Origin of the sequence: Blattabacterium cuenoti, from assembly GCF_014251595.1 — a bacterium.
Taxonomy (GTDB): Bacteria; Bacteroidota; Bacteroidia; order Flavobacteriales; family Blattabacteriaceae; genus Blattabacterium; species Blattabacterium cuenoti_Q.
In genome coordinates this window covers 306,729-330,724 of sequence record NZ_CP059192.1, presented here as the reverse complement: position 1 = coordinate 330,724, position 23,996 = coordinate 306,729, and the positions used below count along the sequence as shown (strand labels likewise).

Annotated in this window: 20 protein-coding genes, 1 tRNA gene and 1 pseudogene; 15 read left to right on the top strand and 7 right to left on the bottom strand. The window is 27.2% G+C overall.

All coding sequences use genetic code 11. The features are described from left to right. Nucleotides 1-435: 435 nt before the first annotated feature. Nucleotides 436-1,572 carry a porin gene (locus H0H66_RS01565; protein WP_185857709.1) on the top strand — a complete coding sequence of 379 codons (1,137 nt, stop codon included), beginning with the start codon at nucleotides 436-438 and terminating at the stop codon, nucleotides 1,570-1,572. Between the two features lie 70 nt (nucleotides 1,573-1,642). Next, nucleotides 1,643-2,223: pseudogene (nadD, locus tag H0H66_RS01560) on the top strand (nicotinate (nicotinamide) nucleotide adenylyltransferase). 2 nt (nucleotides 2,224-2,225) lie between these two features. On the opposite strand, the gene H0H66_RS01555 reads toward nadD, so the two are convergent. Next, nucleotides 2,226-3,134, bottom strand: coding sequence for a 5'-3' exonuclease (locus H0H66_RS01555; RefSeq protein WP_185857708.1), 909 nt, complete (start codon nucleotides 3,132-3,134; stop codon nucleotides 2,226-2,228). 18 nt (nucleotides 3,135-3,152) lie between these two features. Here H0H66_RS01555 and metG point away from each other — a divergent pair, with 18 nt between their 5' ends. Then, the gene (metG, locus tag H0H66_RS01550) at nucleotides 3,153-4,826 is read left to right on the top strand and encodes a methionine--tRNA ligase (protein ID WP_185857707.1); all 1,674 of its coding nucleotides are present in this window, start codon (nucleotides 3,153-3,155) and stop codon (nucleotides 4,824-4,826) included. A gap of 6 nt (nucleotides 4,827-4,832) precedes the next feature. Here the strand turns inward: metG and H0H66_RS01545 are convergent. From H0H66_RS01545 to prmC, 5 genes are all read right to left on the bottom strand, one after another. Then, nucleotides 4,833-4,920: transfer RNA gene (locus H0H66_RS01545), tRNA-Ser, on the bottom strand. Nucleotides 4,921-4,923: 3 nt separating this feature from the next. Next, the gene (gene lysA, locus H0H66_RS01540) at nucleotides 4,924-6,162 is read right to left on the bottom strand and encodes a diaminopimelate decarboxylase (RefSeq protein ID WP_185857706.1); all 1,239 of its coding nucleotides are present in this window, start codon (nucleotides 6,160-6,162) and stop codon (nucleotides 4,924-4,926) included. A 3-nt stretch (nucleotides 6,163-6,165) separates the two neighbouring features. Further along, nucleotides 6,166-8,568 (bottom strand): endopeptidase La, encoded by a 2,403-nt coding sequence (gene lon / locus H0H66_RS01535; protein WP_185857705.1) that lies wholly within the window; start codon nucleotides 8,566-8,568, stop codon nucleotides 6,166-6,168. Nucleotides 8,569-8,714: 146 nt separating this feature from the next. Then, nucleotides 8,715-10,712 carry an NAD-dependent DNA ligase LigA gene (ligA, locus tag H0H66_RS01530; protein WP_185857704.1) on the bottom strand — a complete coding sequence of 666 codons (1,998 nt, stop codon included), beginning with the start codon at nucleotides 10,710-10,712 and terminating at the stop codon, nucleotides 8,715-8,717. Nucleotides 10,713-10,730: 18 nt separating this feature from the next. Next, complete coding sequence (gene prmC, locus H0H66_RS01525; RefSeq protein WP_185857703.1) at nucleotides 10,731-11,627, bottom strand: peptide chain release factor N(5)-glutamine methyltransferase; 897 nt, start codon at nucleotides 11,625-11,627, stop codon at nucleotides 10,731-10,733. A gap of 60 nt (nucleotides 11,628-11,687) precedes the next feature. On the opposite strand from prmC, the gene mnmE reads away from it, so the two are divergent. Genes mnmE through rplI form a run of 5 tightly spaced genes read left to right on the top strand, consistent with a single transcriptional unit; the run spans nucleotide 11,688 to nucleotide 15,763 of the window. Continuing rightward, entirely contained in the window at nucleotides 11,688-13,073 is a 1,386-nt protein-coding gene (gene mnmE / locus H0H66_RS01520; RefSeq protein ID WP_185857702.1) for a tRNA uridine-5-carboxymethylaminomethyl(34) synthesis GTPase MnmE, read from the top strand. 14 nt (nucleotides 13,074-13,087) lie between these two features. Beyond that, the gene (gene gltX / locus H0H66_RS01515) at nucleotides 13,088-14,596 is read left to right on the top strand and encodes a glutamate--tRNA ligase (protein ID WP_185857701.1); all 1,509 of its coding nucleotides are present in this window, start codon (nucleotides 13,088-13,090) and stop codon (nucleotides 14,594-14,596) included. A gap of 60 nt (nucleotides 14,597-14,656) precedes the next feature. Then, nucleotides 14,657-15,007, top strand: coding sequence for a 30S ribosomal protein S6 (gene rpsF / locus H0H66_RS01510; RefSeq protein WP_185857700.1), 351 nt, complete (start codon nucleotides 14,657-14,659; stop codon nucleotides 15,005-15,007). Further along, nucleotides 15,004-15,306, top strand: a complete 303-nt coding sequence (gene rpsR, locus H0H66_RS01505; protein WP_185858221.1) for a 30S ribosomal protein S18 — start codon at nucleotides 15,004-15,006, stop codon at nucleotides 15,304-15,306. The genes rpsF and rpsR overlap by 4 nt, the downstream gene beginning before the upstream one ends. A gap of 1 nt (nucleotide 15,307) precedes the next feature. Further along, entirely contained in the window at nucleotides 15,308-15,763 is a 456-nt protein-coding gene (gene rplI / locus H0H66_RS01500; protein WP_185858220.1) for a 50S ribosomal protein L9, read from the top strand. On the opposite strand, the gene H0H66_RS01495 is transcribed toward rplI, so the two are convergent. After that, nucleotides 15,746-17,086, bottom strand: a complete 1,341-nt coding sequence (locus H0H66_RS01495; RefSeq protein WP_185858219.1) for an Nramp family divalent metal transporter — start codon at nucleotides 17,084-17,086, stop codon at nucleotides 15,746-15,748. The genes rplI and H0H66_RS01495 overlap by 18 nt on opposite strands. Nucleotides 17,087-17,255: 169 nt before the next feature. Here H0H66_RS01495 and H0H66_RS01490 point away from each other — a divergent pair, with 169 nt between their 5' ends. From H0H66_RS01490 to rpe, 7 genes are read left to right on the top strand one after another with little or no spacing between them, the layout of a single operon-like run. Continuing rightward, nucleotides 17,256-18,098, top strand: a complete 843-nt coding sequence (locus tag H0H66_RS01490) for a prephenate dehydratase (RefSeq protein WP_185858218.1) — start codon at nucleotides 17,256-17,258, stop codon at nucleotides 18,096-18,098. Beyond that, nucleotides 18,098-19,243 carry a pyridoxal phosphate-dependent aminotransferase gene (locus tag H0H66_RS01485; RefSeq protein WP_185858217.1) on the top strand — a complete coding sequence of 382 codons (1,146 nt, stop codon included), beginning with the start codon at nucleotides 18,098-18,100 and terminating at the stop codon, nucleotides 19,241-19,243. Before H0H66_RS01490 ends, H0H66_RS01485 begins: the two co-directional genes overlap by 1 nt. After that, a complete protein-coding gene (locus tag H0H66_RS01480) occupies nucleotides 19,240-20,088 on the top strand; it encodes a prephenate dehydrogenase (RefSeq protein WP_185858216.1) in 849 nt (282 codons plus the stop codon). Before H0H66_RS01485 ends, H0H66_RS01480 begins: the two co-directional genes overlap by 4 nt. A 15-nt stretch (nucleotides 20,089-20,103) precedes the next feature. Next, nucleotides 20,104-21,183, top strand: coding sequence for a bifunctional 3-deoxy-7-phosphoheptulonate synthase/chorismate mutase type II (locus H0H66_RS01475; protein ID WP_185858215.1), 1,080 nt, complete (start codon nucleotides 20,104-20,106; stop codon nucleotides 21,181-21,183). A 44-nt stretch (nucleotides 21,184-21,227) separates the two neighbouring features. Next, nucleotides 21,228-22,490: a methionine adenosyltransferase gene (metK, locus tag H0H66_RS01470; RefSeq protein ID WP_185858214.1), complete on the top strand. Its 1,263-nt coding sequence runs from the start codon at nucleotides 21,228-21,230 to the stop codon at nucleotides 22,488-22,490. 15 nt (nucleotides 22,491-22,505) lie between these two features. After that, the gene (locus H0H66_RS01465; protein WP_185858213.1) at nucleotides 22,506-23,303 is read left to right on the top strand and encodes an enoyl-ACP reductase FabI; all 798 of its coding nucleotides are present in this window, start codon (nucleotides 22,506-22,508) and stop codon (nucleotides 23,301-23,303) included. A gap of 36 nt (nucleotides 23,304-23,339) precedes the next feature. Continuing rightward, nucleotides 23,340-23,993, top strand: a complete 654-nt coding sequence (rpe, locus tag H0H66_RS01460) for a ribulose-phosphate 3-epimerase (RefSeq protein ID WP_185858212.1) — start codon at nucleotides 23,340-23,342, stop codon at nucleotides 23,991-23,993. Nucleotides 23,994-23,996 lie beyond the last annotated feature (3 nt).

Below are 23,996 nucleotides of genomic sequence, written 5' to 3'. Positions count from 1 at the left end.
TGAGATTCCTCATAACAATAGAACTCAAGCACATCATAAATACAACAAAGATTTCCAAAATGGATTACGACTCTCAAACATAGTTCACAACCTAAACATACAACAGCAATAGATGGAAGTCCCCACCACACAAATTATTCCATTATAAGTGAAGAGGGAAGCCAAAACTGGGCATCCAAATATGATGATGACATTTTACAATCTTTGGAAAAAAAAAAAAAAAAAAAAAAAAAAAAAAAAAAAAAAAAAAAAAAAAAAAAAAAAAAAAAAAAAAAAATTATTTTAAAAATTTACTTTTTATTTATTATTTTTTTTTTTTTTATTATATCCATTTTAAAAAATTTAATCTTTTTTGAAACTATTTGTCAGGTTTAAAAAAAAGTTTTTTATACTGGAAAATTTATTATATTATGATGGAATAATAAAATTAAAAAAATGAAAAAAACAAAAATTATTTTTCTTATTCTTTTTTTAGGATTTTTTTATCCTTTTCGTAATTTTGCAGAAATTATAAAACAAAAAAAAACGACAGATGAAAATCCTCATTTAAACATATTTTTAGATTTTTCTAGTAGTCTTAATTCTACAGTAAAACAAGAATTATATGAAAGCTCTCGTTTTTCTGAAGATTCTTTAAATTTGAAAGTGATTGGAAAGGCAAATGATAAAATAAGTTATCATTTTGAAAAACAGTTGTTGAAAAAAACAGAAAATTCTGAAATGCTTGATTTAGCTTATTTAAAATATAAGTGGAATGATAAACTTTATTTGTTGTTTGGAAAACAACCTTTTGCTTTTGGAAGTATGGAATATGCTAGTGGTTTATATGAAAATAGATACCGTTATCCGCATGTATACAAAAGTAATGAAAATTATGTCGGATTCAGTTTTATTTATATCCCCATAAAAGATCATGAGTTACAATTTCAAATGATCAATAGTAATAGTATGAAAAAAAAGGAAGAAAATATGGTTCAAGAAGTAAATTATCCTATGGGTTATTCTGTGAATTGGAATTGGAGTTTACTAGATAATAATAATAAAATTATACAAAATAGATGGTCCTATTCTATTTTTCAAGAAAATGAAAATAAAAAATTTTGGAAATTATTAGCTTTAGGTAGCAAATTGAACTTGAAACCTTTTTCTATAGAAGCTGACTATATATTGAGCGATGAAGACATAGAAAAAAATGGGGATATAACAAAAATTTTACGATCCTTGAATCCGAATTATAATTATACTGCCTCTGTCAAATATGGAACTTATTTAGTAAAATTAAAATACAACTTGATTCCAAAATGGAATTTAATTGCTAAAGGAGTATATGAAATCGGTACTTCTAAAAAAGGAAATAATGATATTTTAGGAGAAAATAAATTGTTTAAAAAAGCATATACTTATTATGGAGGGATCGAATTTCTTCCTATCATAAAAAATAATGATCTTAGTTTTAATCTTTCATATCAAAACCAAATAGTAAATTATAGTTTAGATCAAATGAAAGAAAAAAATAATAATAATCATTTTATTATTTTGGGATTGAGTTATCGTATTAAAATGATTTCATAAAAATCATAAAAATATCGAGATACAATAGATATATTGTAGGCTCGGTATTTTTTTTATTTGATTGATCAGTATGAAAATTGGACTTTATTTTGGATCCTTTAATCCGATTCATTTAGGACATACAATTATTGCTAATCATATAACAGAATTTTTAGATATAGATTATGTTTGGTTTATAGTTTCTCCACAAAATCCATTAAAAAAAAAAAGAATCTTTTAGATTATGAACATCGAATCGAAATGGTTCAAATAGCTGTTAATAATTATGAAAAAATGAGTGTTTTGGATATCGAATACGGATATTTTCCTTCTTATACAATTCATACACTTTACAATATAGAAAAAAAATATCCTAGTAATCAATTCTATATTCTTTTAGGAAAAGATTCGTTTTTTTCTTTAGAAAAATGGAAAAATTATAAAATGATTTTAAATAAATATGATATTTTAGTTTATCCTAGAATTGTATTTTTTCCCTATCCTGTTTTTAAGTACAAAAAGGATAACATAATTTTTTTGAAAGCTCCAATTATTGAAATATCTTCTTCTTTTATTAGAAAATCTATTCAAGAAGGAAAAAATATGAAGCCTATGCTTCATGCAGAAGTTTGGGATTATGTAAAAAAACATAAATTTTATATAAAAAAATAAAATTATTCTTTTGTTTTAAATGTATAATATTCATAAGCTTTTTTTAATAATCTTATAAATTCAAGTTCTATGAATATTTTTTTTATAGAATGCCAGCTTGGTTTTTTGACATAAAAATTCTCTTCATGAAAAGAAAAGAAAGGAATATTAGTTACGATAGTTATTAATTTTTTTGATAAAATACCTAAATTTTTATTTTTTTCAATATTTTCTTGAATTTTTCCGTTAAGATCATGAATGGAATTGAATAATTTCTCAATACTTCCATATTTTTTAATAAATTTTATGGCATTTTTTATCCCCACTCCTGGTAATCCTGGTATATTATCAGAAGGATCTCCCATCATGCTCCATAAATCTATCACTTGTTTGGGATCATTCACCCCAAATTTTTTTTGGATTTCTTCGACCCCTAATATTTTTGGGGGGTTTCCTCTAAAAGGTGGAATATAAACTTTTATATTTTCTGTTATCAATTGATAAAAATCTTTATCTAAAGTGATTATATAAATAATATATCCTTTATGTTCCGCTTTTTTAGCTATTGTTCCGATAAAATCATCAGCTTCATATCCGTTGGGAGCATAAAAAAAAGAAATTTGAAAAGTTTTTAAAATCTTTATAATATAAGGAATAGCCATGCAAATAGCATCTGGAGTTCTTTTTCTATGCGCTTTATATTTGTCATATTCTTTTTTTCTAAAAGAAGTTCCTTGACTGAAATCAAAAATAGTAGCCATATAAGATGGCTTTTCCTTATTTAAGGTGTTCATTAAAAAATATGTGAAATTTATGATAGGCGAAGTATTAAGTCCTTTAGAAGTAAAAAGTGGCTTATGTTTATAAGCATAATAACTCTGATAAATAAGGGGATATGCGTCAATTAAAAATAATTTTTTATTATTATTCATATATAAATTTTTATACTTATGAAAAAATCAAATAAATATACAGTTACTGCTGCTTTACCATATGCAAATGGACCAATTCATATAGGACATTTAGCCGGAGTTTATTTGCCTGCAGATGTTTTTGTTCGTTATCTTAGACGAAAAAAAATAGATGTTATTTTTATATGTGGATCGGATGAACATGGAGCTCCTATTGCTATACAAGCTAAAAAAGAAAAAAAAACTCCTCAAGAAATAGTCAATAAGTATCATTATATGATTAAAGATTGTTTTCATGATTTTGGTATACAATTTGATCACTATTCTAGAACCTCTACAAAAATTCATCACGAAATTTCTACTTATTTTTTTGAAAAACTTTATGAAAAAAAAAAGATTTTTGAAAAAACATCGGAGCAATATTATGATCAAGAAGCTAAACAGTTTTTAGCTGATCGGTATATATATGGAACATGTCCTAACTGCAAAAATAAAGAAGCTTATGGAGATCAATGCGAAACTTGTGGAAGTTCACTCAACCCTGAAGATTTAATAGATCCAAAATCGACTATAAGTGGAAGCTTTCCAGTTTTGAAAAAAACTAGACATTGGTACTTTCCTTTAAATCAATATCAAAAATTTTTGGAAAAATGGATTTTAATTCATCACAAAAAAGATTGGAAAGTGAATGTATATGGACAAGCAAAATCTTGGTTAGATCAAGGATTAAAACCTCGCGCTATAACAAGAGATTTGAATTGGGGAATTCCTGTTCCGAAAGATACGGGAAAAGTTCTATATGTATGGTTCGAAGCTCCTATAGGATATATTTCTGCGACCATAGAGTGGGCTATACAAAAAAAAATAGATTGGAAACCTTATTGGAAAGATAAAACGACCAAATTAATTCAATTCATAGGAAAAGATAATATCGTTTTTCATTGCATTATTTTTCCAGTTATACTTAAAGCGTATAATAGTAGATATATCCTTCCAGATAAAATATTGGCTAATGAATTTCTTCATCTTGAAAATAAAAAAATATCTACTTCTAAAAATTGGGCCGTATGGGTTCATGAATATTTAAAAGATTTTCCAAACCAACAGGATACGCTTCGTTATATTCTCATCGCCAATATGCCTGAAAAAAAAGATAATAATTTTAATTGGAAAGATTTTCAAAGAAAAAATAATACTGAATTAGTCGCTATATTAGGTAATTTTGTAAATAGAAGTCTAACGTTAATACAAAAATATAATCAAGGGATTGTTCCTTATCCTAACATGTTATCTATAAAGGATAAAAAAATATTAAACAAAATTAAAAATTATCCAAAATATATAGGTAATTTGATTGAATCTTATCAATTTAGAGAATCTTTAGCATGTTTGATGGATTTAGCTAGATTAGGAAACAAATATTTAACAGAAGAAGAACCTTGGAATAAAAAAAAAGAAAAACGTGTTAGTACGATTCTTTATGTATCATTACAGATTGTTGGTATGTTAGCTCAGTTATCCGAACCTTTTCTTCCATATACGGCAAAAAAATTATTAAACATGCTTCGGTTGAAAACTTTTTTATGGAACAAAATAAAAAACATAGAAGAAATTTTATGCCCAGGACATGTTTTAGGAAAACCCAAATTTTTATTTAGAAAAATAACCAACGAAAGTATTGAAAAACAAATGAAAAAACTGGAAAAAATATAATAAACTTGGCGGAGAGAGAGGGATTCGAACCCCCGGAGGTATCACCCTCAACGGTTTTCAAGACCGCCGCAATTAACCACTCTGCCATCTCTCCAGATTACATGTGTATGTCTATTATGTTTTTCATAAGATCTTGCATTGTTTCTCTTTTTCTTATAAGAAAATCTTTTCCCTTAAAAATCATAACTTCAGAAGGTCTATAACGAGAATTATAATTAGAAGACATAGAAAAACAATAAGCTCCCGCATTTTTAATGCACAAAATATCTCCTTCGCGTATTTCTTGAACTTTTCGATTTAACCCAAAAGTATCTGATTCGCAAATATATCCCACCACTGTGTAAAAACGAAAACGACCATTGGGATTAGAAATATTTTCAATACAATGATAAGCATCATAAAACATAGGACGAAGAAAATGATTAAATCCTGAATCCACTCCAGCAAATACAGTAGATGTAGTATGTTTAATGACATTTACATTTACTAAAAAATATCCCGATTCACTAACTATAAATTTACCTGGTTCAAATATCAAAGTAATTTGACTTCCATAAGTTTTACAAAAAAATTCGAATTTTTCTGTAATAGAATGACTTAAAGAATTTAGATCCGTTGTTATATCATTTTTTTTGTATGGTACTTTAAATCCACTTCCAAAATCAATATAATTAAGATTGGGAAAATCTATAGCTGTTTTAAACAAGACTTTTGCTCCAGCTAAAAATACCTTAATATCTGATATATCAGATCCTGTATGCATATGAAATCCTTCTATTTTAAGTCCGGTATTTTGTAATATTCTTTTCATATGAGGGATTTGATAGTAAGAAATACCAAATTTAGAATCAATATGTCCTACTGAAATCTTAGAATTTCCTCCTGCCATAATATGTGGATTGATTCTGATTCCTATGGCGTAATCAGGATAATGTTCTCCAAATTGTTCTAAAATGGATAAATTATCTAGGTTGATTCTAACTCCTAAATTTACAGCCTTTTTGATTTCTTGAATAGAAACACAATTTGGTGTAAATATAATTTTTTTAGGTGAAAAACCTGCTTTTAATCCTATTTCTACTTCTTGAATAGATACGGTATCTAATCCACTTCCCAATTTTTGCAAAAATTTTAATATATTAAGATTAGTATTAGCTTTACAGGCATAATTAATAATTAAATTTTTTATACCACTAAAAGCATTTTTCATCTTGATATATTGTTTCTTTATTTTTTGAGAATCGTATACGTAAAGTGGAGTTCCATATTTTTTTGCGAGTTGTATTAAGTATTCTCTATGAACTGGATAGCTATTATTTTCTAATTCATGCATCATAATTTACAATAAAGATAAATGAATTACATCATTCATATTTCTAACATAATCAAAGGTTAATCCTTTTAAATGTTCGGTTTTAATTTCATCTACATCTTTTTTATTATCCTGTGAAAGAATAATTTCTTTAATATTCGCACGTTTCGCTGCTAGAATTTTTTCTTTAATTCCACCCACCGGAAGAACTTTCCCTCTTAAGGTAATTTCTCCTGTCATAGCTAAATGAGGTCTTAATTTTCTTTTAGTAAAACTTGATACTAGAGATGTTAACATTGTTATTCCTGCAGATGGACCGTCTTTAGGAACTGCTCCTTCAGGAACATGAACATGTACATTTTTTTCTTCAAACATGATAGGATCTATGTTAAATTCTTTATAATGAGCTTTAATATACTGTAAAGCAATTGTTGCAGATTCTTTCATCACCTCCCCTAAATTACCAGTAATACTTAAATGACCTTTACCTTTAGATAAACTAGATTCAATATATAAAATATCTCCTCCAAAATGAGTCCAAGCTAAACCAGTAACTACACCCGGAACATTATTTTCTTCATAACGATCTGGATCATTTGGAATTCCAAGAATATTTTCTATTTTTTCTATACTTAAATTTTTTACATATTTCTTATTCATAGCAATATGTTTAGCTACATAACGTGCTAATTTAGCAATATGTTTTTCCAAAGTTCTCAATCCGGATTCTCTTGTATAACTTTCAATGACTTTTTCTATTTGTTTTGTTCCAAGTACCAAATCAGACTTTTTTAATCCATTCTCTTTTAATTGTTTAGGTAATATATGTTTTTTGACAATTTGTGTTTTTTCTTCTACAGTATATCCATTCATTTCTATAACCTCCATTCTATCTATTAATGCCGGTTGAATATGAGAAAGTGAATTAGCTGTAGCAATAAATAATACTTTTGATAAATCGTACCCCATTTCTAAAAAATTATCGTAAAAAGAGGTATTTTGTTCAGGATCTAAAACTTCCAACATGGCAGAAGAAGGATCTCCATTTGCCCCTATTCCCATCTTATCAATTTCGTCTATAACAAAAACCGGATTTGAAGTCCCTACTTTTCGAATAGACTGTAATAGCCTACCCGGCATAGCTCCTATATAAGTTCTTCTATGTCCTCGTATTTCTGATTCATCATGTAATCCGCCCAAAGAAATACGAACGTATTTTCTTTTCAGGGCGGTAGCTATAGATCTTCCTAAAGAAGTTTTTCCTACTCCAGGTGGACCGTAAAAACATAGAATAGGAGAACGCATATCTTTCCTTAATTTTAATACAGCTAAATATTCTACAATACGTTCTTTTACTTTTTCCAGTCCATAATGATCCCTATCTAATATTTTTTGTGCATATTCTAAATCAAAATTATCTTTAGAATATCTCCCCCAAGGAAGATCAATCATTAATTCCAAATAATTCCTCTGTACTGTATATTCTGGCATTTGAGGATTAGTTCTTTGCATTTTTAGTAATTCCCTATCAAATTGTTTTTTTGCTTCCTTTGGCCATTTTTTTCTGGAAGCTTTAGCCCGCATTTCATCTATTTCTTTTTCATAAGAAATATCTCCGAGTTCTTCTTGTATGGCTTTAATTTGCTGATGTAAAAAATATTCTCTTTGTTGCTGATCCATATCACTACGAACACGGGATTGAATATCGTTTTTTAATTTAATTTGTTGATGTTCCACATTGAGAAAACGTAACGTTTCCATTGCTCTTTTTTTCAAATCATCGTATTCTAATAACTTTTGTTTATCTCTAGTCGCTAAATTCATATTAGCTGCTACAAAATTTATTAAAAAAGAAGGACTTTCTATATTACGAATAGCAATGCTAGCTTCTGATGGAATGTTGGGATTATCTTGAATAATTTTTATAGCTATTTCTTTTATAGATTCGACTAAAGCAAGGTATTCTTTATCCTTACAGGAAGGTTTATTTTCTTCTAAGGCTATAATTTCTGCTTTAAAATATGGATCATTTTGAATAAAACGATTGACTTTAAATCTTCTTTTTCCCTGTAAAATAACGGTTGTATTTCCATCAGGCATTTTCAATAATTTCAATATTTTAGCAACCGTTCCAATAGAATACAAATCTTTTTCACTAAGATTTTCTATACCAGAATTTTTTTGTGTTAATACTCCTACTGTTTTATCTAAACCATAAGCATCTTGTAACAATTGTATGGATCCACTTTTTCCTGCTATAATTGGAAAAACAATTCCAGAATACAAAACCATATTTCTTACTGTTAAGATACATAATTGTTCAGGAATATCGTCTTTAAGTAACTGATCTTCTTCATCTTGACTCATTAAGGGTATAAACTCAGCTTCAGACTCGAATCCAGATTCTGTAAATATATTTTTTAATAACATAAAAAAATAGATTTCTGACTTAAATGATGGATTAACTCATCTAAGAATCAATCTCCACAATTAAATATACTGTTTTCTATATGAAAAAAAAAACCATCAATACGGACTTAAATTAATCACGAGTAACCATTAAAATTGGTTGATTTTCATTTTTTTTCTTTTTTAAGCATTTTCAAAAAAATATGTTCTGTTAAAATAATTACATGATTTTTTTTCATACTTTTTTTTAATTTGGAACCGAAATTTTTTCCAACTACTATAAAATTAATTTCATTATTTACGGTATTATATACTCTTCCACCTAAAGATTCTATTATATTTTTAGCTTCATCACGAGTCATACAAGATAATTTACCTGTAAATACAAAAGATTTTCCTTCAAAAAAAGAATATTTTTTCGTGATAGGACATTTGTAAAAATGTAATCCATATTTTCCCAACGTTTTAATGATGTGCTTATGTTCTGTATTTGAAAAATAAGTAATGATACTTGTTGCAATTTCTTTACCTATACCAGAAATCGAAATTAAATGATGATAACTTGCATGCATTAAAGAATTTATATTCCAAAAATTATCTGTCAATTTCTTGGAAATATATTCTCCTACATGACGAATTCCCAAGGAAAATAGTATCCTGTAATAAGGGTTTTCTTTCGATTTTTCTATATTATTTAAAATACTACATGCTAGTTTTTCTTTAACTCCATCAATTTGAAGTAGTTCTTTTTTTTTCAATTCATATAAATTATAAAAACTATATAAAAAGCCTTTTTTATATAGTTTATGAATTATTTTTTTTCCAATTTTTTTTATATTCATAACTTTTACGAAATGCATGATTTTTTCTATTCTTTGAGAAAAACAATTTTGATGAGTACAATAAAATAATTCATTTTTTTTCGTCAAAATACTATTACATGATGGACATTTTTTCAAAAAAAATACAGGAAAAGTTTGATTTGATCTTTTTTTTATATTTATTTCTGTTACTTTTGGAATAATATTCCCTCCTTTTTCTAACAAAAGTGTATCTCCATAATGAATCCCCATTTTTTGTATGAAACGATCATTATAAAGCACGACTCTTTTTATTGTAGTTCCCGTTATAAAAGTAGGAACAACATTAGCAACAGGTGTAATAATCCCCGTACGTCCTACTTGAAATGTAATACTTAATAATTGGGTTTCATATAATTTTTGTCTAAATTTATAGGCGATAGCCCAACGTGGATATTTATTCGTAAATCCTAACAGGAATTGTTTTTGATATTCATTAACTTTGATGACTATTCCATCCGTTTGATAAGGAAGTTGATTTTGATAAATTTTCCAAAAGTCTATAAAATGGAATATTTCTTTCATACTCTTGCAAAAACGTGTTGTATCCGGAGCTTTAAATCCCCAATATTTTATATATTTTATTGCTTCATATTGTGTATCAAAAGGTAAATTATTTCCTACAACATGAAATACGATACAAAATAAATTTCTTTTACGTACTTCTTGAGTATCATGAATTTTTAATGTTCCACTCGCCGTATTTCTAGGATTGACATAAGGAATTTGTCCATTTTTGATACGTTTTTTATTGATTTCTATAAAATTTCTTATAGAAAGAATAATTTCTCCACGTATCTCAAGATACGTAGGATAGTGATTCCCTTTTAATTTTAAAGGAATATATGGGATCGTTTTTATATTTTTTGTAACATCTTCTCCTTTCTCTCCATCACCACGAGTAACCGCATTTTTTAAAAATCCGTTTTGATAAATTAAATTAACAGACACTCCATCATATTTGGGTTCACAAACAAAAGATAAAGAATGAACTGATTGACTGATTTTGGTTTTCCAAATCATTAATTCTTTTTTAGAATAGGTATTTCTAAGAGAGTACATTTTGTATTGATGATTCACAGTAGAAATAGAATTTTTTTCATGAATTTTTGATCCGACTTTCATTGTAGGAGAAGTAGTATCCTGTAATTCAGGATATTTTTTCTCTAAAAAAGATAATTCTTTTAATTTTTGATCAAAATATAAGTCGGATACTTCCGAAGTATCATAATTATAATATTGGTCATTATATTTTAATAATTCTTTTCTGATTTTATATATTTTTTTTTCTATTTTTTTATCCATTTTATATTGTAATTTTGTTTATTTTGTGTAATAAACGGCACGAACCATTCTAAAAAAACCTTGAAAATCTTTCTTGATTTCTATATTTAAAAATCCTTTTTTTCTCAAAAAATTAATAATATCTAAATAAATAAATTGGTTGATTTCAAAATAAACATAAATAATTCCAGTTAGTTTTTTTTGGATCCAAAAAGAAATTTTTTTATAAAAAATCAAAGGATCCTCATCAGGAACAAATAAAGCTTGATAAGGTTCGTATTGAACAATATTTGGATGTAGAAGTTTTTTTTCAGATAGTTTTACGTAAGGAGGATTACTAACAATAATGTTAACATAATTTTTACTTGCGGGGATAGACATTATATCTTTTAAAATATCTACATTTTTGAATGAAATTTTCACATTATGTAATTTTGCGTTTTTACGAGCTATATCCAGAGCTTCTGTATCAAAGTCAATAGCATAAATATGTACAATTTCAGGTTTTTTTTTTTTTAAAGTAATGCTGATGCATCCACTTCCTGTTCCAATATCAAATACTTGAACGGGATTTTTATTATCATGATTGTAAACCTTATGATCTTGTAATATCCAGTATACAAGTTCTTCTGTTTCTGGTCTTGGAATGAATACTTTTTCATTAACTATGAATTTAATTCCTAAAAAATAGGAATGACCAATGACATATTGTATGGGTCTATTTTTTTTTAATTCCCATAATTTTTTTATTAATTTATCGTAAATCAAAAAATTTATTTTTTCTTTTTGACTTAATCGTAATAAAATAGTTGTTTTGTCGCATTTAAAAATATGAGTAGTGAGTAAAAAAAATAGATTTTCTCTTTCTTTAGATTCTGTATATAAATCTTTAAGAGTTTTTTGAAAAAAACAATAAAACTTGTCCAAATATATCATAACTTATGAAGTTAAAATGATGCGAATTTCAAAAAAAAATATTTATTAAATAATTTTTTTATGTTAGATGATGATACCATTGTTGCTTTAGCAACTCCTATTGGATCTAGTGCCATTTCTGTTATTCGTATTTCAGGAAAAAATTCCATATCTATTGTTGAAAATATTTTTATTTCTATTAAACCTGGAAAAAAACTGGAGAATCAATCTACACATACTATTCATTTAGGATATATTAAAGCAGAAAATCATAATTTATTAGATCAAGTTTTAGTTTCAATTTTTAAATCTCCTTTTTCTTATACAGGAGAGAACATGATTGAAATTTCATGCCATGGTTCTTATTATATTCAACAACAAATTTTGCAATTGCTCATTAGAAAAGGAATCCGTTTGGCTCGTCCTGGAGAATTTACATTTCGTGCTTTTATAAATCAAAAAGTAGATTTATCACAAGCGGAAGCTATAGCTGATTTGATTGTATCTGAAAATAAAATCTGTCACGAACTATCTTTACAACATATCAAAGGGAGATTGTCTAATATGATTCATGGATTAAGAAAAAAATTATTGAATTTTTCTTCTTTACTAGAATTGGAATTGGATTTTTATGAAGAAAATATAATTTTTGCTAAAAGATCAGAACTTTTTTCTTTTTTACAAGATATAGAAAAAATTTTAAAAGATTTAATTGAATCTTTTTCGTTAGGAAACGCTATAAAAAGAGGAATTTATGTGGTCATTATTGGAGAACCAAATGTAGGAAAATCTACTTTTTTTAATCAAGTCATTCAAGAAGATCGTTCCATTATATCTCATATAAAAGGAACGACTAGAGATTGTGTGGAAGGAGAAATTATTTTAAATGGAATTATTTTCCATTTTTTAGATACAGCAGGGATTAGAAAATCACAGGATCCTATAGAAATTATGGGAGTGGAAAAAACCATGAAAAAAATAGAAGAGGCTCAAGTCATATTATACATTTTTGATTCTTCGAATAAAAAAAAACAAAAAATTATTAGTGATATTCAAAATATTTATAAAAAATATCCATTGAAAAATATTTTTGTCATAGCGAATAAATCAGATATATCCGTTTGTCATGATTTTGAAAATTTCAAGTCAAAAATTCCTTATTTTTTTGAAATTTCGGCAAAAAATTATCATGAAGTCAAAATAGTACTCAATACTTTGAGTTCTTTATTTTTGAATAAATTGAAAGAAACAAAAATAGTGGTAACACAATATAGACATTATGAAGCTTTAAAGCTATCATTAAAAGAACTATCATTAGCACATCAAGCTTTTAATCAAGGAGTTTCAGTGGATTTGATATCGGTATATATTAAAGAAGCGTTACGATATTTAGGAGAAATTACGGGAGAAATCACAAGTGAAGATATACTCAAAAATATTTTTTCAAAATTTTGTATTGGAAAATAAAATTTTATTAAATTATGTCACTACATTCTGTAAGAGTTCGTTTTGCTCCTAGTCCGACAGGTCCACTTCATTTAGGTGGAATTCGAACCGCATTATATAATTATCTTTTTGCTAAAAAACATGGTGGTACATTTATTCTGAGAATAGAAGATACTGATCGAAAAAGATTTGTTGATAATTCTGAATCATATATTTTGGAAACATTAAAATGGTGTCAGATAGAACCCGATGAAGGAGTTGGGTATGGAGGTTCTTATTCTCCTTATTATCAATCTAAAAGGGGAAATATTTATCGTATGTATATCGATAAATTGTTAAGAAAAGGACATGCTTATTATGCTTTTGATTCCGATCAAGATATTGAAAAAAAAAGAAAAGAATATAATCATAATGGGTTCACTTTTTCTTACAATTCTAGAATTAGAATGTCTTTGAATAATTCTTTAACTATGACGAAAGAACAATTACATGATAAATTGCTATCTTGTTCTTATGTTGTTCGATTTAAAATCAAACCTGGAGAAAAATTAAAAATGTATGATATTATACGTGGAACTATAATAGTTGATACAGATTATTTAGACGATAAAATTTTGTTAAAATCAGATGGTTTTGCGACTTATCATTTAGCTAATATAATAGATGATTATCTAATGAAAATTACTCATGTGATAAGAGGAGAAGAATGGATACCATCTATGTCTTTGCATGTATTATTATATAGAGCATTGGATTGGACTCCTCCTCATTTTGCACATTTACCTTTAATTTTAAAACATAATGGAAAAGGAAAAATTAGCAAAAGAAATATAGACAATTTAAATTATCCTATATATCCTATACAATGGAAAATTCCAAAAACCAAAATTATCATACCAGGATATAGAGAATTAGGTTATTCTCCAGAAGCATTTGTAAATATGTTAGCTTTATTAGGATGGAATCCTGGAGTTGAAAAGGAAATTTTTTCTTTACAAGAATTAATCAGTTTTTTTTCTTTAGAAAGAATAAAAAAATATGGTGTTTGTTTTGATATTAAAAAAGCGAGTTGGTTTAATAAAAAACATTTAAAAAAAGAAGATGTATTTGCTTTTCTTTTTGAAAAAATCCAAACACGTTCTATTTTATGTAAAAAAGATTATTTATGGAAAGTTATTCATTTAACAATGGATCGGATTCATTTTATTCATGAAATATGGGAACATTCTTTTTATTTTTTTATTTCTCCTAGTTTTTATGAAGCTAATTTTTTCAGTAAAATTTGTCATGAAAACACTATTGATCAATTAGATCAAGCCAAGACATTATTATGCAATATCAATATAAATGAATTTACCTCTTTAAATTTGAAATTTTTGTTTCAAAAAACAAAAAATAAATATAAAATCATGCAATTATTTCGTTTAGCTTTAGTAGGGGTTCTAAAAGGAATTGATATTTTCATCATTTTGGAAATGATAGGAAAAGAAGAAAGTATACGACGTATCGAAAAACTGATGAATCAAATCAAAGAAAAAATTTAGAATTTTTTTTGAAAAAATAACATAAAAATATAGATTTACGTTTTTATAAAAATAAAATCAATGCTTAAACATTATGAAAATATTATAATAATAACACCTATATTATCGGATGCTCAAGCAAAAGAAACAGCAAAAGAATATGAAAATTACATCATACAAAAAAAAGGAAAAATCGTTTATCAGGAACATTGGGGTTTAAAAAAACTAGCATATTCCATTCAAAAAAAACAAAGTGGTTGTTATCACTTGTTTGAATTTTTGTTAAATTCTGATTTAGTTTCTGATTTAGAATTGAAATTAAGACAAGATGAGCGTATTTTACGCTTTTTAACTGTAAAATTAGATAAGTATGGAATCAAATATGCTGAAAGTAGAAGAAAAAAATTGTTAAAAAAAGATGAAAAATTATGATATTAGAGGAAAATAATCAACATCCCAAATCAATAGTAGATAATGAATTAAGATATTTATCTCCTATTAAAATAGAAACCAAAGTAGAAAAAAAATATTGCTTTTTTGAAAAAAGTAATATTAAATATATAGATTATAAAGATCCTACATTTTTAATAAAATTTTTGAATGCGCAAGGTAAAATTTTGCCACGTCGTATTACAGGAACTTTACAAAAAAATCAAAATAAATTAAATGCAGCTATTAAAAGATGTAGGCATATTGGACTTTTACCTTTTATTACAGATGATTTAAGATAAAATGAAAATTCTTCTCAAAAAAGATATAGAAAACTTAGGATTTCAATACGATGAATTAGATGTAAAACCTGGTTATGCTAGAAATTATTTAATTCCTAAAGGATATGCTGTTTTAGCATTACCTGGAACTATAAAAAATATTCATGAAATATTGAAACAACGTTCTAAAAAGGAACGTTTTTTAATTGAAAAATCAAAAGAAATAGAAGATAAATTAAGAAATTTAACCATTAAAATCCCAGTAAAGGTAGGAAAAGGAGGTAAACTTTTCGGTTCTATTAATAATCAATATCTGATGAAAATTTTGAATAAAGAAGGAATTTCTATAGATAAAAAATTTATTAGAATACCTGGAAATAAAGTCATTAAATCAATAGGGAAACATCAAGCAACTATCCGATTACATCGGAAACGAGAATTTACGTTAAATTTTGAAGTATTATCTTTTTCCCAATAAAGTATTATATAATAAAAATAAATTTAATAATACAATAATAATGGTGATCAACCAAGCTGATATTTGTAGAATCATTCCATTTACAAATATTCCCATTTTTTCAGAATTTCCCGTAAAATTCACCAGTGGAATAATAGCAAAACTTAATTGTATTGATAAAATAATTTGACTAATTATTAATAATTTAGTTGTTCCTTTTTCTCCATAAACAATCGAGGCGATTATAGCTGGAACAATAGCTATAAGTCTTGTGATTAATCTTCGAATCCAAGGCTTTAATTTTATATTAAGAAACCCTTCCATGACTACTTGTCCAGCTAGTGTTCCGGTTAATGTTGAATTTTGTCCCGATGCAAGTAAAGCTAATGCAAAAAAAACTCCAGATAGACTAGACCCCAATATAGGAGTTAATAGTTCGTGTGCATCCATGATGTCTGCTACTTCTGTATATCCAGCTTTATGAAAAGTAGATGCAGATATAATTAATATAGCTGCGTTAATAAAAAAAGCCAAAGATAAAGATAAGGTGCTATCTATAGTCGCATATTTTATAGCCATTTTTTTACCTTCAATAGTACGTGGATAATCTCTGGTTTGTATGATGCTTGAGTGAAGATAAAGATTGTGAGGCATTACCGTTGCTCCTAATATTCCTATAGATATATAAAAAGAATGCGAATTTTTTATGATTTCAGGATTCGGAATAATTCCTTTTAATATGGGAAAAATTTCAGGTTTGGAACTAATAATTTCAAAACTAAAACAAACTAATATTGTAAAAATTAAAGCGGCAACTACACTTTCAATATATCTAAACCCTTTATATTGAAAAAATAAAATAATTAAAACATCTACAGCTGTAATTAATACACCCCATGTAATAGGAATGCCAAAAAGCAATTTTAAAGCCAATACAGAACCAATAATTTCAGCTAAATCACAAGCGGCAATTGCAATCTCACATAATACCCATAGTATAAAACTAATAAAAGATGGATAATGATCTCTACAAGCTTGAGCTAAATCTCTTTCACAAACAATTCCTAATTTTAAAGCTAAATGTTGCAAAATAATAGCAAAAAAATTGGATATAAAAATAACGGATAGAAGCATGTAACCAAATTTAGAACCACCAGCAATATCTGTAGCCCAATTTCCTGGATCCATATATCCTACAGCAATTAATAATCCTGGACCAGTAAAAGCAAAAAGTTTTTTCCATATTCCTTTCTGTTTAGGAACAGAAACGGAAGAAAAAACTTCTGAAAGAGAAGGACGCTGGTTCTCATTCCTCCATCCTATAGAAGATTTTTTCTTTTGCATAATAAAATAGTAGAATACGAAAACATAAAGTTAACCGTTTTAATTTTTTTGTGATCAATTCATATTTGATCATTTCAATTGTAAAAATTGTATAAAATAGAATAATTTTTTATATTTGTTTCAAATTTTTCCGCTTGATTGATAGTGATTCTATCTTTTTTTTGGTTTCATGAAAAAAATAGCAATACAAGGAGTTAAAGGATGTTTTCATCATGCAGCTGTTTCTAAATATTTTGAAGGATGTAATTATAAGTTAATGGAATGTTCTTCTTTTAGAGAAGTAGCTATTTCTGTTTCTGAATCTAATGTAGATATCGGTGTCATGGCTATAGAAAATAGCATAGCGGGAACGATATTGACAAATTACAGTCTTTTATCTGAATATAATTTAAAAATAGTGGGAGAGGTATATATGCCAATACAACATCATCTCATGGCTTACCCTTATCCAGGACAAAATATAAAAGATATTAAGGAGATATATTCTCATCCTATGGCTATTTTACAATGTGAATTATTTATAGATACACATCCTTATATAAAAATATCTGAATATTCGGACACAGCTGCTGCTGCTAAATATATTTCTATATGCAGAAAAAAAGGTTTAGCTGCCATAGCGTCCGAAAATGCGGCTAAAGAGTATGGTCTGGAAATCATTTCTAAAAATATACAAACTATTACAAGTAATTTTACCAGATTTTTTATTATTAAAAATTGTTATAAACAAAAAAATGATTATTTCAATAAAGCTTCATTGATATTCAAAATATTGCATACTACTGGTAGTTTATCTCAGATATTGAGTCTTATATCTAGTATTGGAATTAACATGACAAAAATACAATCTATTCCTATCATTCAAAGACCTTGGGAATATTCATTTTATGTCGATATTATATTTAACAATATGAAAGATTATGAAAAAATGAAAAAACGAATACAAAAAATTCCCTGTCTTCATCAATTATCTATTATGGGAGAATATCAAAATGGTAGAATTACATCCTAATGATTGTAGCAGCAAAAAGAACGTATAAAATATCAGAATATTTTTTTTCAAAAAAAATGAAGGAAATTCATAATCTTGAAAAAGATGGAGTAAAAATCATTAATTTAGGAATTGGAAATCCTGATCTTCTTCCCCCATATGAGGTTGTACATAAAATGAAAAAAGCGTCAGAATTAAAGCATGCTAATACTTATCAAAGTTATATTGGAATAGAAACCCTACGTAATTCTATTTCTAGTTGGTATCGAAAAGTCTATCAAGTAGATGTTGATCCTAAACATGAAATTTTGCCATTAATGGGTTCAAAGGAAGGAATTATGCATATAAGTATGTCTTATTTAGATAAGGGGGATCAGGTATTAATTCCAAATCCCGGATATCCGACTTATTCCTCTATATCAGAACTTTTAGAAGCAAAAATTATTTATTATGACCTTCATGAGGATGAAAATTGGATTCCTAAATTAGAAGATCTTTCAATATCAAAAGTCAAGATGATGTGGATTAATTATCCTCATATGCCGACGGGAGCTACAATTGACTTTGAAAAATTAGAAAAAATTGTTTTTTTTGCGAAAAAAAATCATGTGTTACTTGTTCATGATAATCCTTATAGTTTGATATTAAATCAGGAACATCCTTTAAGTATTTTTAATGTAAAAGGGGCTAAAAATATAGCTTTGGAATTAAATTCTTTAAGCAAAAGTTATAATATGCCTGGATGGCGTGTGGGAATGATAATAGGAAAAAAGGAATTTATTCAAAATATATTGAAAATAAAAAGTCAGATGGATTCTGGTATGTATTATCCCATTCAAATTGGAGCGATAGAGGCTATGAATCACAATTCAAAATGGTTTGAAGAACTAAATGTAGAATATATTAAACGAAGAAGAATTATATGGGAGTTATGTGATTATTTGAATTTAAAATATGAAAAAAAAAGTGCGGGAATATTTGTTTGGGCAAAAATTACTGATGTAGATCAAAATGATAGTATATGGTCCGAAAATTTTTTAAAAACTTATCACATATTTGTAACGCCTGGGCGAATATTTGGTTCTAATGGAAAAGGATATCTAAGATTTTCTATGTGTTGTCCAATAAAAATTTTAGAAGAAGCTAAAAATCGAATTTTGTCATGAATATTGGAATAATAGGATTAGGTTTAATTGGTGGATCCATTGCTTTAGGATTGAGAAAATACAATTTTGGAGATAAATTTATAGGAACGGATTCTAATAAAGAAAATGAATTACATGCTATACAACTTGGAATTGTAGATGATATAATTCCCTTGCAGGATCTCATTATACAATCTTCCGTAATTATTTTATCTATTCCTGTAAACAAAATCGAAAATATACTTTCAAACATTCTAAATCAAATTAGTATGGATACAGTCATTTTAGACACCGGATCTACGAAATATGATATTTGTAATAGGATTTTTTCTCATCCTAAAAGAAGTCGTTTTGTTGCAACACATCCAATTGCAGGAATTGAAAATTCTGGCCCTATTTCAGCTGATTATGATTTATTCTATAAAAAAAAATGCATTATTTGTGATTCTGAACTTAGTGCTCCAGATGCAATATCTACCGCTACAGAAATTTATTCTATTATGAAAATGCGTGTGATTTATATGACATCCAAAGAACATGATTTATATATTTCTTATATATCTCATTTACCTCATGTCATTTCCTTTTCTTTAGCTAATACCGTTTTAAAAAAATTTAAAAATGAAGAAAAAATTTTTAATAATATGATGGGAAGTGGTTTAAATTCAACTACACGTTTGGCGAAAAGCAATCCTGAAACATGGTTACCTATTTTTATTTCAAATAGAAATAATGTCATTCAAGCTATAGATTTTTATATTGATCATTTAAATAAATTTCGTAATTATTTAATAAAAAAGAAATTTCATCAAATAAATCAATATATGAAAGAGGCAAACAATATAAAAAATAAAAAATATGTGTAAATTAAATGTGTTGTAATGGAAAACTTGAATAATAATATAGATAGATCTTGGATTGATAAGTGGAATCAACCTTTCATTATATCCGGTCCTTGTAGTGCAGAAAGTGAAAAACAAATATTAGAAACAGCTCATAGATTGAATTCTTCATATATTCAAGTATTTAGAGCTGGAATATGGAAACCTAGAACAAAACCCAATAATTTTGAAGGTATTGGAAAAAAAGGACTTGAATGGCTTCATAAAGTTAAAAAAAGTACGGGGTTAATGATAGCGACAGAAATCGCCAATGCAGAACATATAAAATTAGCTATTTCTTTTGGAGTAGATGTTCTTTGGATAGGAGCCAGAAGTACGGCGAGTCCTTTTACCATTCAAGAAATAGCAGATGCTCTAGAACTAGAAGGAGAAAAAAATAAAATTATTTTAGTAAAAAACCCAATTCATCCTGATATAGAATTATGGATAGGAGCTTTAGAACGTTTATTGGGTAAAGGAATTAGAAAATTAGGAGTGATACACCGTGGATTTTATACCTATAAAAACTCAAAATATCGTAATCAACCTAATTGGAATCTATTATTGAGTTTAAAAGATCTTATTCCTCGAATTCCTATTATATGTGATCCTTCACACATTTGTGGAAATAAAAAAGGAATTTTGGATATCGCAAAAAAAGCTTATCATTTTAAATGTGAAGGATTAATGATCGAAAGTCATTGTGATCCTAATCATGCTTGGAGCGATGCTCAACAACAAATCACTCCAGAAAATCTTTTGGAAATGTTAAAAGAATTAAGAAATATCGAAAAATGTGATCCAAAAAATCAAAGATATTTAAATTCTTTTAGGATTTTAATTGATGAACTTGATGAAAATATTATTGCACTTTTAGCCGAAAGAATGAATATTTCCAAAAAATTGGGAACTTTAAAAAAAGATTCAGATATTGCTATTTTTCAACCTAATAGATGGAAAGATATTATGAAAAGATCTATGAATTTGGGGAAAAGTTTAGGAATTTCTGAAGAATTACTTGAAGGAGTTTTTAAATTGTTACATCAAGAATCTATGAAAATTCAGAATCAAGTTAAATAATTCATTGTAAAAAAAAAATAAATTCTATTATTTGATTTCTAAAAATGTCTTATTTATTTACCAGCGAATCTGTTTCAGAAGGTCATCCTGATAAAATTTCAGATCAAATATCTGATTCTATATTAGATCATTTTTTAGCGTATGATCCAAATGCAAAAGTAGCTATAGAAACTTTAGTTACCACGGGTCAAATTATATTAGCTGGAGAAGTCAATTCTAATACCTGGGTGAATGTAAGAAAAATAGCTCGTGATATACTTAGAAAAATAGGATACAATAAAAATGAATATAGATTTCATGCAGATTCTTGTGGCGTTCTTTCTTCAATTCAAGAACAATCTTTGGATCTATTAGAGGGAATTCAAAAATCGAAAAAAGAAGAGCAAGGTTCTGGAGATCAAGGTTTAGTTTTTGGTTATGCTGTGAATGAAACGGAAAATTATATGCCTTTATCATTAGAAATATCACATTGTATATTAAGAGAACTTTCATTTCTTCGAAATGAAGGAGACAAAATGACTTATTTACGTCCAGATGCAAAATCTCAAGTCACTTTAGAATATTCTGATGCTCATGTTCCGTTATATATTCACACTATTGTCATTTCCACTCAACATGATGAATTTGATACAAAAGAAAAAATGCATCAACGCATAGTTGATGATGTTAAAAATATTCTCATTCCAAGAGTAATGAATAATATCAAAAATATAAAAAAATTATTTACGAATCGAACAAAATATTACATTAATTCAACAGGAAAGTTTGTCACGGGAGGCCCCCATGGGGATACCGGTATGACCGGAAGGAAGATAATAGTAGATACTTATGGAGGAAGGGGGGCTCATGGTGGAGGAGCTTTCTCGGGAAAAGATCCATCTAAAATGGATAGATCTGGAGCTTATGCGGCTAGACATATCGCCAAAAACTTGGTGGCTGCAGGAATTTCAGATGAATTGCTCATACAAATATCTTATGCTGCAGGGATTGCAGAACCCATTGGAATTTTTGTCAATAACTATGGTAAATCAAAAATAGATAATGAAAACATTGCGTTGAATATCAAAAGAATTTTTGATTTGCGTCCTTATGCTATAGAAAAAAGGTTGAAATTGCGTCAACCAATGTATGAGGAAACATCTGTGTATGGACATATGGGTAAAACTCCAAAAAAAGTGTATAAGTCTTTTTTGGATATTAAAGGAAATCAAAAAAAACAAGAAGTAGAACTTTTTACATGGGAAAAGTTGGATTATTTATCCGTAATCAAGGATATATTTAATATTTCAAAAAATAGGTATTTTTAGTGAAATATTTTAACTATGTCTTACAATCTATTGAAAGGAAAAAAAGGAATTATATTTGGAGCTTTGGATGAAAGTTCGATTGCTTGGAAGGTAGCCGAACGTGCTCATGAAGAAAAAGCATCTTTTGTATTAACTAATACACCAGCTTCTTTAAGGGTAGGTAAAATTTATGAATTATCTCATAAAACAAAATCTATGGTGATTCCAGCAGATGCGACTTCTATATCAGATCTTAATATTTTATTTGAAAAAACATTAGATTATTTTGGAGGAAAAATAGATTTTTTATTACATTCCATAGCTATGTCTATGAACATACGAAAAGGTTTAACTTATACTTCTTTAAATTATGAATTTTTGAGAAAAGGATGGGAAATATCTGCTGTATCTTATCATAAAATTATGCAGACAGCTTGGAATAAAAAAGCCATGAATAAATGGGGTTCTATTGTCGCTATTACATATATTGCTTCTCAGCGAAGTTTTCCAGATTATGGAGATATGTCAGATTATAAATCTTATTTAGAAAGTATTACGCGCAATTTTGGTTATCATTGGGGAATTAAAGAAAAAGTAAGGGTTAATACTGTATCACAGTCTCCTAGTATAACACGAGCAGCAAAAGCCATTAAAGGGTTTAATAAACTTTTAATATTATCTGAAAAAATATCTCCGTTAGGAAACGCTTCTACACAAGATTGCGCTAATTATATAATTACATTATTTTCAGATTTAACAAGAAAAGTAACCATGCAAAATTTATATCATGATGGAGGGTTTTCTCATACTGGAATTAGTGAAGTCATGATTTGATCAAATATTCCTATATTCCTACTATAAAATAAAAATATGAAAAAAATTATAGCTCCATCTTTATTTTCAGCAAATTTAGCTTTTTTATATCGTGAAATAGAAATGTTAAATAAAAGTGAGGCAGATTGGTTTCATCTTGATATAATGGACTCTTCTTTTGTTTCTAATATTTCTTTTGGATTTTTGTTTACGAAATATGTAAAAAAATATGCAGATAAACCTATGGATGTCCATTTAATGATTTTCCAACCAGAACGCTATATTGAAGAGTTAAAAGCTTGTGGAGCTAATCATTTACATATTCATTACGAAGCTTGCGTTCATTTAAATAGAACAATTTCTTACATTAAAGAAAATGGAATGAAAGTAGGTGTAGCTGTGAATCCACATACTCCAGTTGTTCTTTTACAAGATATTATTAAAGATATAGATTTTGTTTTATTAATGAGTGTTAATCCTGGTTATAGTGGACAAAAATTCATTCATCAAACATATCAAAAATTAGAAGATACTAAAGATTTAATATTAAAAAAAGATTCTTCTGCTCTCATAGAAGTAGATGGAGGAATTAATTTAGAAAATTCTTCTTTATTATTCAAAAATGGAGCAGATATATTGGTATCAGGAACTACTATTTTTTCCGATTCTAATCCAAAAAAAATTATTCATAAAATGAAATTAGGAATTTAAACA

What these genes read in the sequence shown, in the direction of transcription:
- H0H66_RS01565 (WP_185857709.1), top strand. Translation starts at nt 436, where the DNA reads ATGAAAAAAACAAAAATTATTTTTCTTATTCTTTTTTTAGGATTTTTT.
- H0H66_RS01555 (WP_185857708.1), bottom strand. Translation starts at nt 3,134, where the DNA reads ATGAATAATAATAAAAAATTATTTTTAATTGACGCATATCCCCTTATT.
- metG (WP_185857707.1), top strand. Translation starts at nt 3,153, where the DNA reads ATGAAAAAATCAAATAAATATACAGTTACTGCTGCTTTACCATATGCA.
- lysA (WP_185857706.1), bottom strand. Translation starts at nt 6,162, where the DNA reads ATGATGCATGAATTAGAAAATAATAGCTATCCAGTTCATAGAGAATAC.
- lon (WP_185857705.1), bottom strand. Translation starts at nt 8,568, where the DNA reads ATGTTATTAAAAAATATATTTACAGAATCTGGATTCGAGTCTGAAGCT.
- ligA (WP_185857704.1), bottom strand. Translation starts at nt 10,712, where the DNA reads ATGGATAAAAAAATAGAAAAAAAAATATATAAAATCAGAAAAGAATTA.
- prmC (WP_185857703.1), bottom strand. Translation starts at nt 11,627, where the DNA reads ATGATATATTTGGACAAGTTTTATTGTTTTTTTCAAAAAACTCTTAAA.
- mnmE (WP_185857702.1), top strand. Translation starts at nt 11,688, where the DNA reads ATGTTAGATGATGATACCATTGTTGCTTTAGCAACTCCTATTGGATCT.
- gltX (WP_185857701.1), top strand. Translation starts at nt 13,088, where the DNA reads ATGTCACTACATTCTGTAAGAGTTCGTTTTGCTCCTAGTCCGACAGGT.
- rpsF (WP_185857700.1), top strand. Translation starts at nt 14,657, where the DNA reads ATGCTTAAACATTATGAAAATATTATAATAATAACACCTATATTATCG.
- rpsR (WP_185858221.1), top strand. Translation starts at nt 15,004, where the DNA reads ATGATATTAGAGGAAAATAATCAACATCCCAAATCAATAGTAGATAAT.
- rplI (WP_185858220.1), top strand. Translation starts at nt 15,308, where the DNA reads ATGAAAATTCTTCTCAAAAAAGATATAGAAAACTTAGGATTTCAATAC.
- H0H66_RS01495 (WP_185858219.1), bottom strand. Translation starts at nt 17,086, where the DNA reads ATGCAAAAGAAAAAATCTTCTATAGGATGGAGGAATGAGAACCAGCGT.
- H0H66_RS01490 (WP_185858218.1), top strand. Translation starts at nt 17,256, where the DNA reads ATGAAAAAAATAGCAATACAAGGAGTTAAAGGATGTTTTCATCATGCA.
- H0H66_RS01485 (WP_185858217.1), top strand. Translation starts at nt 18,098, where the DNA reads ATGATTGTAGCAGCAAAAAGAACGTATAAAATATCAGAATATTTTTTT.
- H0H66_RS01480 (WP_185858216.1), top strand. Translation starts at nt 19,240, where the DNA reads ATGAATATTGGAATAATAGGATTAGGTTTAATTGGTGGATCCATTGCT.
- H0H66_RS01475 (WP_185858215.1), top strand. Translation starts at nt 20,104, where the DNA reads ATGGAAAACTTGAATAATAATATAGATAGATCTTGGATTGATAAGTGG.
- metK (WP_185858214.1), top strand. Translation starts at nt 21,228, where the DNA reads ATGTCTTATTTATTTACCAGCGAATCTGTTTCAGAAGGTCATCCTGAT.
- H0H66_RS01465 (WP_185858213.1), top strand. Translation starts at nt 22,506, where the DNA reads ATGTCTTACAATCTATTGAAAGGAAAAAAAGGAATTATATTTGGAGCT.
- rpe (WP_185858212.1), top strand. Translation starts at nt 23,340, where the DNA reads ATGAAAAAAATTATAGCTCCATCTTTATTTTCAGCAAATTTAGCTTTT.